The 15,413-nt window shown below is 62.3% G+C and carries 15 protein-coding genes; all 15 read right to left on the reverse strand.

Translation table 11 applies throughout. The annotated features are described in order from the left end of the window. The 15 genes from AC1RJY_RS01175 to AC1RJY_RS01245 all read right to left on the reverse strand — a co-directional run bounded on the left by AC1RJY_RS01175 (position 1) and on the right by AC1RJY_RS01245 (position 15,289). Positions 1-681: a MazG nucleotide pyrophosphohydrolase domain-containing protein gene (locus AC1RJY_RS01175; protein ID WP_043469908.1), complete on the reverse strand. Its 681-nt coding sequence runs from the start codon at positions 679-681 to the stop codon at positions 1-3. Further along, entirely contained in the window at positions 659-1,801 is a 1,143-nt protein-coding gene (locus tag AC1RJY_RS01180; protein ID WP_498600989.1) for an adenosine deaminase, read from the reverse strand. The genes AC1RJY_RS01175 and AC1RJY_RS01180 overlap by 23 nt, the downstream gene beginning before the upstream one ends. Positions 1,802-1,829: 28 nt before the next feature. After that, complete coding sequence (locus AC1RJY_RS01185; protein WP_011773991.1) at positions 1,830-2,522, reverse strand: DedA family protein; 693 nt, start codon at positions 2,520-2,522, stop codon at positions 1,830-1,832. Positions 2,523-2,714: 192 nt separating this feature from the next. Beyond that, positions 2,715-3,365 (reverse strand): DedA family protein, encoded by a 651-nt coding sequence (locus AC1RJY_RS01190; protein WP_011773990.1) that lies wholly within the window; start codon positions 3,363-3,365, stop codon positions 2,715-2,717. Positions 3,366-3,454: 89 nt separating this feature from the next. Continuing rightward, positions 3,455-4,765, reverse strand: coding sequence for a thymidine phosphorylase (locus tag AC1RJY_RS01195; RefSeq protein ID WP_498600991.1), 1,311 nt, complete (start codon positions 4,763-4,765; stop codon positions 3,455-3,457). Continuing rightward, positions 4,762-5,166, reverse strand: coding sequence for a cytidine deaminase (locus tag AC1RJY_RS01200; protein ID WP_014921089.1), 405 nt, complete (start codon positions 5,164-5,166; stop codon positions 4,762-4,764). The genes AC1RJY_RS01195 and AC1RJY_RS01200 overlap by 4 nt, the downstream gene beginning before the upstream one ends. 2 nt (positions 5,167-5,168) lie before the next feature. Further along, positions 5,169-6,458: an ABC transporter permease gene (locus AC1RJY_RS01205; RefSeq protein ID WP_498600993.1), complete on the reverse strand. Its 1,290-nt coding sequence runs from the start codon at positions 6,456-6,458 to the stop codon at positions 5,169-5,171. Continuing rightward, the gene (locus AC1RJY_RS01210) at positions 6,455-7,801 is read right to left on the reverse strand and encodes an ABC transporter permease (RefSeq protein WP_014921087.1); all 1,347 of its coding nucleotides are present in this window, start codon (positions 7,799-7,801) and stop codon (positions 6,455-6,457) included. Before AC1RJY_RS01210 ends, AC1RJY_RS01205 begins: the two co-directional genes overlap by 4 nt. After that, entirely contained in the window at positions 7,794-9,311 is a 1,518-nt protein-coding gene (locus tag AC1RJY_RS01215; RefSeq protein WP_011773985.1) for an ABC transporter ATP-binding protein, read from the reverse strand. Before AC1RJY_RS01215 ends, AC1RJY_RS01210 begins: the two co-directional genes overlap by 8 nt. Positions 9,312-9,428: 117 nt before the next feature. Then, complete coding sequence (locus AC1RJY_RS01220; protein ID WP_430515954.1) at positions 9,429-10,535, reverse strand: BMP family lipoprotein; 1,107 nt, start codon at positions 10,533-10,535, stop codon at positions 9,429-9,431. Between the two features lie 245 nt (positions 10,536-10,780). Continuing rightward, positions 10,781-11,803: an NADP-dependent oxidoreductase gene (locus AC1RJY_RS01225; protein ID WP_498600995.1), complete on the reverse strand. Its 1,023-nt coding sequence runs from the start codon at positions 11,801-11,803 to the stop codon at positions 10,781-10,783. After that, positions 11,800-12,231: an organic hydroperoxide resistance protein gene (locus AC1RJY_RS01230; protein WP_011773982.1), complete on the reverse strand. Its 432-nt coding sequence runs from the start codon at positions 12,229-12,231 to the stop codon at positions 11,800-11,802. Before AC1RJY_RS01230 ends, AC1RJY_RS01225 begins: the two co-directional genes overlap by 4 nt. 52 nt (positions 12,232-12,283) lie before the next feature. Continuing rightward, positions 12,284-12,718, reverse strand: a complete 435-nt coding sequence (locus AC1RJY_RS01235; RefSeq protein ID WP_014921085.1) for a MarR family winged helix-turn-helix transcriptional regulator — start codon at positions 12,716-12,718, stop codon at positions 12,284-12,286. A 121-nt stretch (positions 12,719-12,839) separates the two neighbouring features. Beyond that, entirely contained in the window at positions 12,840-14,045 is a 1,206-nt protein-coding gene (locus tag AC1RJY_RS01240) for an amidohydrolase (protein ID WP_498600997.1), read from the reverse strand. Between the two features lie 110 nt (positions 14,046-14,155). Further along, positions 14,156-15,289, reverse strand: coding sequence for a mannose-1-phosphate guanylyltransferase (locus AC1RJY_RS01245; RefSeq protein WP_498600998.1), 1,134 nt, complete (start codon positions 15,287-15,289; stop codon positions 14,156-14,158). Between the last annotated feature and the right edge of the window lie 124 nt (positions 15,290-15,413).

Raw genomic sequence — 15,413 nt, forward strand, 5'->3', positions numbered from 1 at the left:
TCATGAAGTCTGCGCCTGACTGTTCTGAAACGATCGAACCGCGGCACGGAGGGCCCGTTCGGCGTCGAGTCCTTGCTCACGGGCGCCGGCGACCACCGCGAGCAGCAGCTCGCCGAGGGCCTCTTCCGAGGCCGGGACCACGGGAAGTCCGACGGCGGCCAAGTCACCTTGAGCGTCAACGTCCAAGCCCGCGCGTACCGCTCGGTCCAGGGACTTCTGCGCCGCAGCCAAAGCGGGAAGGTGCGGCGGGATACCCTCGAAGGGGTCTTTCCGCTCCGGCTTCTCGGCCCGCTTGGCGGCATCCCACTTGACGATGATTTCCTCGACGCTGGACGGAAAACTGTCCTGCAGTGAACCGTCCGCCTTGAACACGTGCCGGTTGCGTCGGACCATCTTGTCGTTGATACCCCGGGCTACCGCAGCGAAATCAAAGCTGCCGCGCTCCTCGGCGAGCCGGGCGTGCAGCACTACTTGAAGCAGCACATCGCCCAGCTCGCCACGGAGCTCATCATCAACTGCGCCGGCTTCGATCGAGTCCACCACTTCATAGGCTTCTTCGATCAAGTACTCCACCAGTGACTCGTGCGTCAGCCCACCCATCCATGGGCAGTGCTCACGCAGCGCCGCAATGGTGCCCAGCAGCTGGTCCAGCGGAGAATTAGCCGAGGTTGGCGTAGGCATCGTTGATGTACTCAACCAAGGCTTCGCGCTCGTCCAGCGGCAGGAACGCTGCCTCGGCCGCGTTGAGCGTCAGCTCGAGCAGATCATCGAGGTCGTAGTCGAAGGTCTCCACCAGGAGTTCGAACTCGTCGGTAAGCGTCACGCCGCTCATGAGGCGGTTGTCCGTGTTGATGGTGACGTTGAAGCCGAGCTGGAACAGCATGTCCACCGGGTGGCTTTCGATGCCGTCGCCAAAGCCGGAAATGGCACCGGTCTGGAGGTTGGAGGAAGGGCAGATTTCCAGGGCGATTCCGCGGTCGCGAACCCATGCTGCCACGCTGCCGATGGTCACCATGCCGATGGTGTCCTCGCCGTCGTCGTCGGAGTTGTCCTCAAACTCCACCGAGATGTCCTCGGCGATCCGGACGCCATGGCCAAGGCGCAAGGCGCGGCCGTCCACCAAAGCGGACTGGATGCTGTCCAAGCCAGCTGCCTCGCCGGCGTGGACCGTTGCCGGGAAGTTGTTCTCGGCAAGGTAGGTGAAGGCGTCCTTGAAGCGGGACGGCAGGAAGCCGTCTTCGGCCCCGGCGATGTCAAAGCCCACTGCGCCGTTGGCCCTGTGGCGGACAGCCAGTTCTGCGATTTCCTGGCCGCGATCAGCGTGCCGCATGGCAGTGATGAGCTGCCCCACCTGGATCTGCTGGCCGCGTTCTTCGGCGGAATCCATACCGGCTTCAAGGCCTGTCTGGACGGCTTCGACAACCTCGTCCAGGGTCAGGCCCTGCTGAAGGTGCTGTTCAGGTGCCCAGCGGACTTCGCCGTACACCACGCCGTCCTCGGCCAGGTCTTCCACGAATTCCTTGGCGACCCGGAACAGGCCTTCCTTGGTCTGCATGACGGCCACGGTGTGGTCGAACGTTTCGAGGTAGCGGACCAGCGAACCGGAGTCGGCCGATTCACGGAACCATTCGCCCAGCGCCACAGGATCCGTGGAGGGCAGCGTGTGGCCGACGGCCTCTGCCAGCTCGATAATGGTGGCCGGGCGGAGTCCTCCGTCCAGGTGGTCGTGGAGGGAAACCTTGGGCAGGCTCTTCAGATCGAAGTCAAGGGCAGGGGCAGCGTCAAGAATGGGCTCAGTCACGTACTAACTGTAGGGGGACGGCAGATGCTTAGCCAGCAGGCTTGGAGAGGTCCGCGCCTGCAACTGCTTTCTGCGACAGATCCGCAGGCTCCGCAACCTTCACTTCGCTGCTTGCGGCCGCTTCACGGGCCACATCCTTCTTCTCAAGGTACTTGTGCCACCAACGCAGTGCATGGTCCACCACGATGCCGAGAACCACAGCGAACGCAACGGCAATGCCCACGCCGAGGAGCGGGTTGTGGTGCACCCACTGACCTGCCAGAAGGCCAATGCCGATGGAGTAGCCCACCCACGTGATGCAGGCGAAAGCGTCCAACCAGAAAAAGGTGCGGTGGCGGAATCCGGTTTGCCCGGCGACGTAGTTCACCGCCACACGGCCCCACGGAATGTAGCGCGCCGTGAAAATGAGCACCGCGCCACGCTTGTCCAACTCATACTGCGCCCAGGCGAACATTTTCTGGACCTTTGGCCGCCGCATCCACTTCCAGCGGGTGAGGCCGATCTTCCGGCCCAACATGTAAGCCATGTTGTCGCCGGCCATGGCGCCTACCAGGGCGGTTCCTCCCAGGATCCACAGATTGGGTTCTCCGCTGTGAAGGGACAGCGCCGAGAGCCCCACTATGGCTGTTTCGCTGGGGAGAATGGTGGCGAATCCGTCAATGAAAAAGAAGACCAGAAGTACCGGGTATATCCAGGGCTGCCCGGCTGCATGCTCGAGCATTTGATTCAAAAACTCCACGCGGGGGTAGCTCCTAGACGAATGTGACTTGACGGTGTGACGGAAGTCGCTCTAGTGTCCCACGGCCGGGGCGTCGTTCGCTACGCCCCAGCCTTGGGATCACGCGTTTAACGCTATCTCCAAGAGGACGCTGGGGTCGTCAACCGCCGGACTGATCTTCCGGGGCAGGACACGTCATACCGTGGGTGGAGTCGGGGCGTCTTCCTCGGGGATGTTTTTTCCGTCCAAGGGCACGGAACCCCGGACTTTGCTGATGATGCGATCGATGATGACCCCCAGGATCACGGCCACCACGATGGCTATGACCGCGCCCAGGAGGTGGTTGTGCTCAAACCACACACCGAAGAAGTAACCCAGGACCACCGAATAGCTGGCCCAAAGGATGGCGGACATCGCAGTGAGGGCAACGAAGCGGCGGTGATGGAAGTGAGTGGCACCAGCCGTCAGATTAACTGCCACCCTCCCGATGGGGATGAAGCGGGCCACCATGATGAGCGAGGCAGACCGGCGTCGAAGTTCCTTGCCCGCCCAACGGAAAGCGCCCTGCATGCGCTGCGTGCGCATCCACCGCCACCGCTGGATGCCTATGCGGTTGCCAATGATGTAGGCGATGTTGTCCCCGGAGAACGCCCCGACGGCGGCCATCACACCCAGCAGCCACACGTTGGGGGCACCGCTGCTGCCGGAGACGGCACTCAGGCCCACCACCACTGATTCGCTGGGGATGGGCGGGAAAAAGCCATCAATGACGCAGCAGGCCAGCACCAGGAACAACACCCAGGGCTGCTCCGCCGCGGCGAGGATGAAATCGTTGATGCCCTGCACGGTTTCCTTACGGTAGCCGGCTCCCCCACAGGCGCCGGATGACTGGTGTTCCGGGCTGTTCCACGGGGAACAGCCCGGAACACTTAAGCCTAGGCGATGCGGTCGATGATGAGCTGATGCGCCGGGCGGGAACCCTCAGGCGCAATCACCACCGCATCCTGAAGTGCTTCCTTTGCCCGTTCGAACTTCTCCGGAGTGTCCGTCAGGAGGGTCATCAAAGGCTCCCCCGCACGGACCAGCGCACCAGGCTTGGCGTGCAATCGGACACCCGCCCCGGCCTGGACCTGGTCTTCCTTGCGTGCCCGGCCGGCACCCAGGCGCCAAGCCGCAACACCCACGGAAAGTGCATCCAATCCCACCAGGACGCCGTCCGCCGGAGCGTAGACAACCTCGGATTCCCTGGCCACGGGCAGCGCGGCCAGGGGATCTCCACCTTGGGCTTCGATCATCCGGTTCCAGACGTCCATGGCGCGTCCGTCCTTCAGCGCGGCTGCGGGATCGGCGTCGTGGATGCCGGCACCGGCCAGCATCTCCTCGGCCAGGCGGACGGTCAGTTCGACCACGTCTTCCGGACCGCCGCCGGCAAGGACCTCCACTGATTCCTCCACCTCAATGGCGTTACCGGCAGTCAATCCAAGCGGCGTGGACATGTCCGTGATCAGCGCGACGGTGTGTACGCCTGCATCCTTGCCCAAAGCCACCATGGTCTCAGCCAGCTCACGTGCCCGTGCTTCGTCCTTCATGAACGCGCCCGAACCCACTTTGACGTCCAAAACCAGCGAACCGGTACCTTCGGCGATCTTCTTGCTCATGATCGACGAAGCAATCAGCGGGATGGCTTCAACGGTGCCTGTCACGTCGCGCAAGGCATAGAGTTTCTTGTCCGCCGGGGCGAGCCCTGAGCCTGCGGCACAGATGACCGCTCCGACGTCTTGGAGCTGCGCCATGATTTCGTCGTTGCTCAGGTTGGCGCGCCAACCGGGAATGGCTTCCAGCTTGTCCAGCGTCCCGCCGGTGTGGCCGAGGCCGCGGCCCGACAGCTGCGGAACCGCGACGCCGAAGACGGCCACCAGCGGCGCCAACGGCAGCGTGATCTTATCCCCCACCCCACCGGTGGAGTGCTTGTCGCTGGTAGCCTTCCGGCCGCCGTCGGGCCTTGTCAGGGACGAAAAGTCCATCCGCTCACCAGAGGCGATCATTGCGGACGTCCACTGCGAAATCTCGGCGCGGTCCATGCCGTTGAGCAGAATGGCCATGTTCAGTGCGGCCATCTGTTCCTCGGCGATGACGCCGCGGGTATAGGCATCGATGGTCCAGTCGATTTGCTCGGGAGTAAACGTGCCCTTGTCCCGCTTGATGGAAATGATCTGGACGGCGTCGAACGCTTCAGTGCTTGTCACGTGGTTTCCTCCAGGTTTTCAGGACCAAAGGCATCCGGCAGCACCTGGTCCATGGTTTTGATTCCCTGCGTTGTCATGAGCTGCATCCCTGGTGCCCTGAACTCGTAAAGGAGTTGGCGGCACCTTCCGCATGGCATGAGGATGTTGCCTTGGCCGTCCACGCAGTAAAACGCGGCGATCCTGCCGCCGCCTGTCATGTGGAGCTGGCCAACCAGTGCACATTCGGCGCAGAGGGTCAGCCCATAGCTGGCATTTTCTACGTTGCAGCCGCTGACGATCCTGCCGTCCTCGGTGAGGGCCGCAGCCCCCACCGGGAACTTGGAATACGGCGCGTAGGCGCGTTGCATGGCCTGCTTTGCCGCATCTTCCAGGACATGCCAGTCGATATCATTCGCTGGCATCGTCAACCCTTCACGTAGGGTATGCCGCTTGCGGCCGGTGGCCGCGACTTACCCACCAAACCGGCGACGGCGAAGATGGTCACCAAGTACGGCAGCATGGCCATGAACTGGCTCGGCACCGGGGTACCGATGATGCCAAGGATTGACTGCAGGTTGTAGGCGAAGCCGAACAGCAGAGAGGCCAGGAAGGCCCCGATCGGATTCCACCGGCCGAAGATCAAGGCAGCCAAGGCGATGAAGCCGCGGCCACCGGAGATGTCCTTGGTGAAGGAATCGATGGTCACCAGTGTGAAGACAGCCCCGCCGATACCCGCGATGGCACCACCCAAGGTGACATTCCAGAAGCGGGTTGCGTTGACGTTGATGCCCAAGGTGTCGGCAGCCTGCGGGTGTTCGCCGACGGCGCGGACGCGCAGGCCCCAACGGGTCTTGAACAAGCCGAACCACACCACTGCGACGGCAATGTACATGAGGTAGCCCGCGATGGACTGCTCGAACAGGATCGGCCCGATGATCGGGATATCCGAAAGCAACGGGATCGGCAGGATGTCCAGCCGGCCCGGAGTGTTGAACTGCTCCTTGTTGGGCACCATCAGCGTGCCGTAGAGGAATCCCGTGAGGCCGGAGACCAACACGTTCAGGACCACGCCAACAATGATCTGGTTGACCAGGTACTTGATGCTGAACACGGCCAGGACCATGGACACCGCGGCACCGGCAGCAGCGGCCGCAATCAAGCCGATGTACGGACTGCCCGTCATGGTAGCCACCAGCGCGGCAGTGAAGGCTCCGCCCAGGAGTTGCCCCTCGATGGCGATGTTCACTACGCCCACGCGCTCACAGAGCACGCCGGAAAGGGAGCCGAACACCAGGGGCACGGCCAATGTCACGGACCCGGCAACGAGGCCGGCCAGTGAGATGGAGGGTTGGCGTGCACCCGCAACGATCCAGACGAGCAAGGCGAACACGAACACCACGGCGAAGGCGATGGGCAGCCACTTGGGTGACCGCTCCCCCTGCGTCCAAAGGTAGATCGAGTAGGCGGCTATCGCGAGCAACAGGATGCCGAGGACAATGCCGCCCACCTGTCCCGGAATCATCAGGGCAGGAACAGCAACGGCGTCGCCGGCATCGCTGATCTTCATCTCGGCGGTCTGGTCCGGTCCAAGGAAGCCGAAAAACACCAGGGCTATCAGCGCGAGGATACCGAGCGAGAGGGGGACCTTCATGGAAGGCCGGAATGCCGGCAGGGCCGTAGATCCCGACCTGGGTGCAGCAGTTGTCGCGCTCACTTGGCACCTCCGGTGGCGTTGGCAAGGGCAGCTTTCGGCGCCGCCTTCGGTGGCTTTGTCTTGTTCTTCTTTTTACCCTCAAGCCGGAAGATCGACCGGATGAGCGGCGGTGCAGCAATAAAGAGCACAATCAGTGATTGCACCACCAGGACGATGTCGATTGGCGTACCCGTTTGGATCTGCATCTGCACCGCACCGGCACGGAAAGCCCCAAAAAGGAGACCTGCAAAGAACGTCCCCCACGGAGTACTGCGGCCCAGCAGGGCAACCGTGATCGCGTCAAAGCCGATCTGGGCTGCCACGCCGCCAGTGAGGACCTTTTCGGTGCCCGCAACCTGGGCCACACCGCCGAACGCCGCAAGGGCTCCAGCCAGTGCCATCACCAGGATGGTGGCGCGGGGAACCTTGATGCCAGCAGTCCGTGCGGCGATGGGATTGGAACCGACGGCCCGGAACTCGAAGCCGATGGTGGATCGGTTCAGCATCCACCACACACCGTACGTCAGGGCGATTGCCACCAGGAATCCCACGTGGAGCCGGGATCCCGGGATGAGGATGGGGTAGGTGGCCGACTCGTCCAGGCGCGGTGAAATGGGGCTGTTATCCCCCGGTCGCCGGAACGCGGGCGTGTTCAACAGAAAGTCGAGAAGGAAGAGCGCAATGTAGTTCAACATGATGGTCACGATGACCTCATGCGCACCTGTACGGGCTTTGAGGATGCCAACAATTCCACCCCAGACGGCACCGCCCAGGACACCCATGATGATGACCACCAGCAGGTGCAAACCGAACGGCAGGTGCCAGGTGAAACCGACATAGGCTGCCAGCGTGGCACTGATGATGATCTGTCCTTGCGCACCGATGTTGAACAGGCCGGCACGGAAAGCCAAGGCAACTCCAAGACCGGCGCAAATAAGCGGTGTTGCCACGGTCATGGTCTCGAGCAAGGGCTTGAAACCTTCGCGTGGACTAAAGACAGATCCCTGGAAGAGGGCAACGTAGCTCTCGGTCATTGCTGACCACAACGCGCTCAGGAAGTCCGTGGGCCGTGCAAAGAGGTAGCCAGCGGTTTTGGCAACCTGCGCATCCGTGCTGGCGATCAGCAGGCCACCAAGGAACAGCGCTACGATGACGGCCAAGACAGACACGAAGCCGTTGCCCATGACGATCCGCCGCATGACGCTGCCCTGCTGGTGTCCCGGGTCTCCGCTCTGGGAAGAGACGGGCACGATGGACGGTTCCAGCGTTCCTCCGGCGGTATCCAAAGAGACGTCCGCTGCGCGGACTTCTGAGGTAGGAACGTCGGGTGTCTGGCCTTTATTTGATCCGTCACTGTTAGACATCAGAGCCTCCTTCCGGGCCGACTCCGGCCATCATCAAGCCAAGGGTGTCGCGGGAAGTTCCCGCGGGGACAATGCCCACGAGCTTGCCCTTGTACAGCACGGCAATCCTGTCTGCGAGCTCAATGACTTCATCAAGCTCCGTAGAAACGATCATGACCGGAGTTCCGACGTCGCGCTCGGCAACGATTCGCTTGTGCAGGAATTCAATGGAGCCTACGTCCACCCCGCGGGTGGGCTGGCTGGCAATAAACAACCGCAAGGGCCGGGACAGTTCCCTGGCCATGACCACCTTCTGCTGGTTGCCACCGGACAGTGTCCCGGCGGCCGATGCAGCGGACGGAGTACGGATATCGAATTCCTCGATCTTGGCTTTCGCGTGCTCAACAACCTTGGCAGGCTTCATGCTGATGCCGCTCGCGAACGGTGCTTGGTCGTACAAGTCCAGCACCAAATTCTCGGCAACGGAGAACGGTCCCACGAGCCCATCCACCGTGCGGTCTTCCGGAACAAAACCAACTCCGGAACGCAGGACGTCCTTGACCGGAAGGCCCAGGAGTTGCTTGCCATCCAACATCACGGAGCCTGTCACATGCTCTTGGATGCCGAGAATGGCCTCCGTCAGTTCTGTTTGGCCGTTGCCCTGGACACCGGCGACGGCGAGGATCTCACCTTGGGCGATGTCGAAGCTGATCCCGTCCACCACGTTGGTGCCGTTGGCTGCACGGACCGTCAGGTTCTCCACCACAAAGGTGGTCTCCTTCGGCTGAGCGGGGGCCTTGTTCAGGCTCAGGCTCACCGGCCGGCCCACCATCATGGAGGCGAGTTCAGTGGCTGATGCCGTAGGTGGAGCATCACCCACTACCTTGCCTCGGCGGATCACCGTAATGACGTCCGAGACAGCCTTCACTTCGCGGAGCTTGTGCGAGATGAAAACAATGGATGTGCCGCCGGCTTTGAGTTGGCGCATGATGTCCAGGAGTTCATCGGTTTCCTGCGGCGTCAACACTGCTGTGGGCTCGTCCAAAATGAGGACTTTGGCTTCCCGAACCAGCGCTTTGATGATCTCAACGCGCTGCTGGACACCCACGGGAAGGTCTTCGACGAGTGCATCGGGATCGACGTCGAAGCCGTACTTGCCGGAAATCTCCCGGATCTTCTTCCGGGTTTCTTCAATGCTGAGGACACCTCCGAACGTGGTTGGCTCCGCGCCGAGCGCCACGTTCTCAGCAACCGTGAAGACGGGAACCAGCATGAAGTGCTGATGCACCATACCGATTCCGGCAGCCATGGCATCCCCGGGTCCGCGGAAGGTGACGGGCTGCCCGTCCACCAGGATCTGGCCGGCCGAAGGCTCGTACAGCCCGTAGAGCACGTTCATGAGGGTAGATTTGCCGGCACCATTTTCGCCAAGGAGGCAATGGATCTGACCGGATTCGACCAGGAGGTCTATGTCTTGGTTGGCGTAGAAGGTCCCGAAGGCTTTCGAGATCCCTTTCAATTCGAGTTTCACAACTCCCACCGTTCTATGAGTCCGAGGGACTGCTGCAGCTATTGAGCCCAGCGTAGTCAGGGCAAAAACGCGCCGCCAGTACCGGGGCTCGGTACTGGCGGCGCGTCCAGGAATTGCTTACTTCTTGGGGCTGGCTTCCGACTCAACAACCAGCTTGCCGGACACGATGTCCGCCTTCAACGCGTCGAGTTCGGACTTGGTTTCAGCAGAGACTGCGGAGTCAAGATCGTGGAAAGGGGCGAGTGCTACGCCGTCGTTCTCCAACGTGCCAACGTAGGCTTCGTTGTTGAACTTGCCGTCCTTGTCATCCTTCACCACGGCTTCAACAGCCTCGCCCATCTGCTTGACCACGGAGGTCAGCATGAGGTCCTTGTACTCGGGAGCGGTGAGGTAGCCATCGGAGTCGACCCAGATGAGCTTGACGTCCTTGCCGGCTGCCTTGGCTTCCTTGAGTGCAGCACCTGCACCCTTACCAACCGGTCCGGCCACGGGCATGATGATGTCCGCGCCCTGGTCCAGCAGGTTGATGGTGACCTGCTTGCCGGTGTCCTGCTTCTCGAAGTCGCCGGTGAAGGAGCCGTCCTTGGTGTTCTTGTCCCAGCCAACAACCTGAACACTCTTGCCCTTGGCCTTGTTGTAGGCCTGGACGCCGTCGTAGAAACCATCCATGAAAATGGTGACCGTGGGAATCTTGATGCCGCCGAAGGTGCCGACCTTGCCGGTCTTGGTGGTAGCTGCAGCCGCGTAGCCTGCCAGGTATGCGGCCTGCGCGGTGTCGTAAACGATCGGCTTGACGTTCGCGATCGGGGTCTCGTACGTGTAGTCGACGATCGCGAAGTGCTTGTCCGTGTTCTTCTCAGCAGCAGCCTTGGTGGCGTCACCCAGGAGGAAGCCGACTGTGACTGTCAGGTTGCAGCCTGCGGAAACCATACCGTTGAGGTTGGTCTCGAAGTCGCTGTTTGCCTTCGATTCAGCCGACCTGACCTCGATACCGAGGTCAGCTTCAGCCTTCTTGAGGCCTTCGAACGAGGACTGGTTGAACGACTGGTCGTCGAATCCGCCGGAGTCCGAAACGATGCATCCGAGGAAGTCACTCTTGGTGGCAGTGCCGGAACCGGCATCGGGAGCCTGGCCGCAACTGGTCAGCAGGAGTGCTGCTGCTCCGAGGGTTGCAACACCGGCCATTGAACCGCGCTTCAGGGTGGCACGCAGTGGTTTCTTCAATTTTCCTCCAGGAAGAAAGTGATTGGCGCTACGACGGATGGTCAATGAGTGTCCGTTTCCTAGACCTGAGGCAGAAATTCTGTTTTCACTGATGCTCGCAGCTGCGCCGAAGCGCATTGATGAAACCAACACTAGTGGCCTGCAACACACCCGGACAGCACATGGAGCCGCTCCAGGTCAGATTGTTGACCTTTTGTTACCAAGCAGTAGCCGGGTGCGCAAGTCACACCCGGCTACCGGTCATCTCACAAGCGGACGAGCATCTTTCCGGTGTTCGCGCCGTCCAGCAAATCAATGAAGGCCTGCGGGGCATTCTCGAGACCGTCGACGATTGTTTCGTCGTAGCTGACCGAACCGTCCGCCAGCCAGCCGGCCATCTTCTGAGCAAATTCTGCGGCATGCTGTCGCTGTCCGCCCACCAGGAACCCGCGCAGGGTGAGCTGCTTGCCGATGGCCACAGCGAGGTTCCGTGGCGCCACCGAAGGCTCCGTGGAATTGTACTGCGCTATGGCACCGCACATGGCTACACGCCCGCCGACCGTAAGCGTGGCAAGCGCTGCTTCCAGGTGCTCGCCGCCAACGTTGTCGAAGTACACGTCAATGCCGCGCTCCCCTGCGGCTTCCTTCAGCTGGTCCAGCACGGGGGCATCGTTGTAGTTGAAGGCAGCATCGAAGCCGAGTTCCAGCAAGCGGGCCACCTTCTCCGGCGATCCCGCACTGCCGATGACCTTGGAGGCGCCCATCGCCTTGGCGATCTGGCCAACCATCGAGCCGACGGCACCTGCCGCTCCGGACACGAACACCACGTCGCCTTCTTTGAACTCGGCAACCTTGAGCAGGCCTGCGTAAGCGGTCAGGCCGGTCATGCCCAGCGCGCCAAGGAACGCCGAAGTCGGGGCCAGCCCCGACGGCACGGGAGTAGTTGCTGCGCCGTCCACCACCGCATGTTCTCGCCACCCGAGTTGATGCACGACGACGTCACCCACCTTGTGCGCGTCCGAACGGGACGCGATCACCTCACCTACAGCACCGCCGTCGAGCGCTGCATCCAGGCGGAATGGCGCCGAGTACGACTTGACGTCGTTCATTCGGCCACGCATGTAGGGATCCACCGACATGAACTGGTTCTTCACCAGGAGCTGGCCCTCTGCGAGCTCGGGCAGCTCGGCTTGTGCCAACCGGAAGTTCTCTGGAGCCGGGCGTCCTACGGGGCGGGATGCGAGTTGGATTTCGCGGGTTTCCGTGGGGGTGCTGGTAGCGGTGCTCATGCGGCGAACTCCACGAGCTTGAGGTCCACGGCCATGTTGCCGCGCGTTGCGTTGGAGTAAGGGCAGATCTGGTGCGCCTTGGCCATCAGCTGCTCCGCGGTGCCGCGATCCAAGGCGGGCAGTGCGATTTCGAGTTCGGCAGCGAGTCCGTAGCCTTCACTGTCTGTCAGTGCGCCGAAGTGAATCTTGGCGGCAACTGCCGAGTCGCTGAGGTCAACGCGCTCCTTGCGGCCCACCAGGCGCAGTGCCGAGTGGAAGCACGCGGCGTAGCCGGCTGCGAACAGCTGCTCCGGGTTGGTTCCTTCACCATTGCCTCCGAGTTCCACGGGGCTGGCGAGAGCGACGTCCAGTTTGCCGTCGTTGGTGCGTGCGTTGCCGTCGCGGCCTTCGCCGGATGCCAAGGCCTCGGCAATGTAGAGAGTCTTCATGGTGTTTCCGTTCTCTTGGGGAATGGATGTCCCGGGGTTCTCCGGGGGGCTGTCAGAGTGAGCTGTTGAGTGCTGCCGTGAGCTTGCCCAGGGTGGCGTGGAGCTGCCCGATCTCATCCGGCGACAGGCCGGCGGCGTCGGCGAGGCGCTGGGGTACAGCCTGGGCGCGGGCACTTAAGGCGGTGCCGGCGTCGGTCAGGACAACGTCCACCCGGCGCTCATCCTCGGCCGAGCGGCGGCGTTCAACCAGACCCATGGCCTCCAGTCGCTTGAGCAGGGGCGACAAGGTTCCGGAGTCGAGTCCCAGTTCCGCGCCGAGGTCACGGACGCTCCGCGGTTCCTGCTCCCAGAGGACCAGCATTACCAGGTACTGCGGGTACGTCAGGCCGAGGTCCTCCAGCACGGGGCGGTAGACCGCCGTCGCCGCTTTGGACGCCGAGTACAGCGCAAAGCAGACCTGATGGCGGAGGCGGGGTGCATCACTCATGACTAAAACGATAGTGCACAATTCAATTGTGCACAACTTATCTAGGCCGAAAGCACCCGACTGAGCCGCAGATCGGGACGTTTGGGGGCTCCGAACGGCCCGGTCTGCGACTCAGTTGGGTCTATTGCTCGAGGTCGCGGATGGTGCGGAGGGCGGCCGCCGTCAGGACCCGGATTGCGTAGCCGAGCGCGCGTTCGTCAACGATGAAGTCACCGCGGTGGAGATCGTATTCTTCGCCGCCGGGGGTGTGCGTACCCAAGCGCATCATGGCTCCCGGAAGGTCGGCCAGGAACCAGGCGAAGTCCTCGCCACCCATGGACTGCGGAGTGAGGACCACTGCGTTCTCACCCAACTCAGCACGGGCTGATGCCTCGATAAGGGCCGTCTCGTGCTCGGAGTTCACTACGGGCGGCACGCCGCGGGTGTGTTCAAGGTGGACGTCCACTCCATAAGGCGCGGCAACCTGCCTCACGACGTCGTCCAGCAACTCCCCCGCGCTATGCCAGGCATCGCGATCGAGGCACCGCATGGTGCCTGCCATATACCCGGTGCCCGGGATGGCATTCGGTGCGGAGCCGGCTGAAATTTGGCCCCACACCACCGACACGCCGCTGCGCACATCCACGCGGCGGGAGAGGACAGCCGGCACGTTGACCGCTATCTGCGCCAGTGCGAAGACCAGGTCCTCGGTCAGGTGCGGCCGTGACGTGTGCCCGCCGCGACCGGAGAGCTCAATCTTGATGGTGTCCGAGGCAGAAGTAATGGCACCGATGCGCGTGCCGATCTGGCCCACGTTGATCCGGGGATCACAGTGCAACGCCAGGATACGCGGCACGCCTTCAAGCACTCCCTGCTCAATGCAGGACAGTGCGCCGCCCGGCATGGTTTCCTCGGCCGGCTGGAAGATGATCCGTACCGTGCCACCCAGCGGGTTGTTCTTGTGCATCCGTTGCAGGGTCAAGGCAATGCCCAGCATGGCAGTGGTGTGGACGTCGTGGCCGCAAGCATGGGTAACGCCATGGTTCTTCGACGCGAAAGGCAGGCCGGTTTCCTCAATGATCGGCAGTGCGTCGATGTCCCCGCGAAGGGCTGTGGCAATGGGGCCCTCGCCCACGTCAACCGTCAGCCCGGTCTCATCCAGACGCCGCGGCTTCAACCCGGCTGCTTGCAGCCGCTCCACGAGCTTGTCCGTGGTGCGGAACTCCTTGAAAGACAGCTCCGGGTGCGCATGGAGGTCGCGCCGGAACTCGATAAGTCCGGGAAGCAGTTCATCAACCCAAGGACTCACAACGGGAGCGGGCTCGGTTTCAGTCGTGTAATTGCGCACGTCACAACTCTAGCCATGCGCGGCACCTGAAGAACGAAAGCCACCTCTTGGTTACGCTGCGTTCAGACGCAGGACAACCAAAGAGGTGGCTCACGGTATAAGCAGATGTACTACAGCACGTCCGTGTCGCCACTGGCTTTCAGGGCATCAACAGTGCCCTTGACCAGTTGTGCATGTTCCTTGGTAGTGACAAGGAGCGCGTCCGGCGTGTCCACAATGACCACGTCTTTGATGCCGATCAAGGCAATGACGCGCTTGGTATCGGATACCACCACGCCGCTGGCGTTCTCCGCGAACACACGTGCGCCTTCGCCAAGCACCGTCACTTCATCAACGTCGCCGGCATTGTTAAGGCGGCCGATCGCGGCGAAGTCGCCTACGTCGTCCCAACGGAAAGTGCCGGGCACGACGGCGACATCGCCGGCTGCCGCTGCCGGCTCAGCCACGGCGTAGTCAATGGCGATCTTAGGCAGGGTGGGCCAGACACGGGCGGTCACTTCGGCGCGCTGCGGGGTATCCCAGGCGTCAGCGATTTCCTGCAAGCCCTTGAACAGTTCCGGCTGGTTTGCTTCGAGGTGCTTGAGCATGAGCGCCACCGGAGCGACGAACATGCCGGCATTCCAGACGTAGTCCCCCGCTTCGACGTACTTGTTGGCGACCTCCTGGCTCGGTTTCTCCACGAACTCCGCAACAGCAAGTGCGTTCGGGGCGCCGTCCACGTTCAGGGCCGCACCGGAGCGAATGTACCCGAAGCCAACTGAGGGATGGGTGGGCTTGATGCCTATGGTGACGATCTTGCCCGTCGCCGCGGTGTAGATCGCCTCGCGCACAGTCTCCTGGAAAAGATTGTCCGGGCTGATGACGTGGTCGGCCGCAAACGAACCCATGATGGTGTCCGGATCACGACGATGCAGGATGGCAGCGGCGAGGCCGATAGCGGCGCCTGAATCCTTCGGCTCGCTTTCGAGGACGAGTTCGTCGTCCCCTACCTCGGGGAGCTGGCGGCACACGGCGGCACGGTGTGCCTCGCCGGTTACAACAAGGACCCGCTCGCCGGCCAGCGGCTCGAGGCGGTCGTAGGTAGCCCTCAACAACGTACTGCCGGAACCGGTCAGGTCGTGGAGGAACTTGGGCGCAGCGGCACGCGAGAGTGGCCACAGCCGGGTCCCCACACCGCCCGCCGGAATAACCGCATGGAAGCGGTTCAATGGCGATTCCGGGTATTTCGCGTCTTCTGTACTCACCGCAACACTTTATCCGACGCAGGCGGGAAGCCCCGCAGCAGGACACACTTGTGGCGTTCGTCTCAAGCAGTGCCAAAAATCGCCTGAATATCGGTAGGAAACATGGAATTAACAAGCAGAGAAG

The organism is Arthrobacter sp. GW822-FHT05G07 (assembly GCF_058799755.1).

Bases quoted from the DNA above. Each gene is read 5' to 3' on its own strand.
- AC1RJY_RS01230 (WP_011773982.1), bottom strand. From the start codon at position 12,231: ATGAAGACTCTCTACATTGCCGAGGCCTTGGCATCCGGCGAAGGCCGC.
- AC1RJY_RS01225 (WP_498600995.1), bottom strand. From the start codon at position 11,803: ATGAGCACCGCTACCAGCACCCCCACGGAAACCCGCGAAATCCAACTC.
- AC1RJY_RS01200 (WP_014921089.1), bottom strand. From the start codon at position 5,166: ATGCCAGCGAATGATATCGACTGGCATGTCCTGGAAGATGCGGCAAAG.
- AC1RJY_RS01175 (WP_043469908.1), bottom strand. From the start codon at position 681: ATGCCTACGCCAACCTCGGCTAATTCTCCGCTGGACCAGCTGCTGGGC.
- AC1RJY_RS01185 (WP_011773991.1), bottom strand. From the start codon at position 2,522: ATGCTCGAGCATGCAGCCGGGCAGCCCTGGATATACCCGGTACTTCTG.
- AC1RJY_RS01210 (WP_014921087.1), bottom strand. From the start codon at position 7,801: ATGTCTAACAGTGACGGATCAAATAAAGGCCAGACACCCGACGTTCCT.
- AC1RJY_RS01235 (WP_014921085.1), bottom strand. From the start codon at position 12,718: ATGAGTGATGCACCCCGCCTCCGCCATCAGGTCTGCTTTGCGCTGTAC.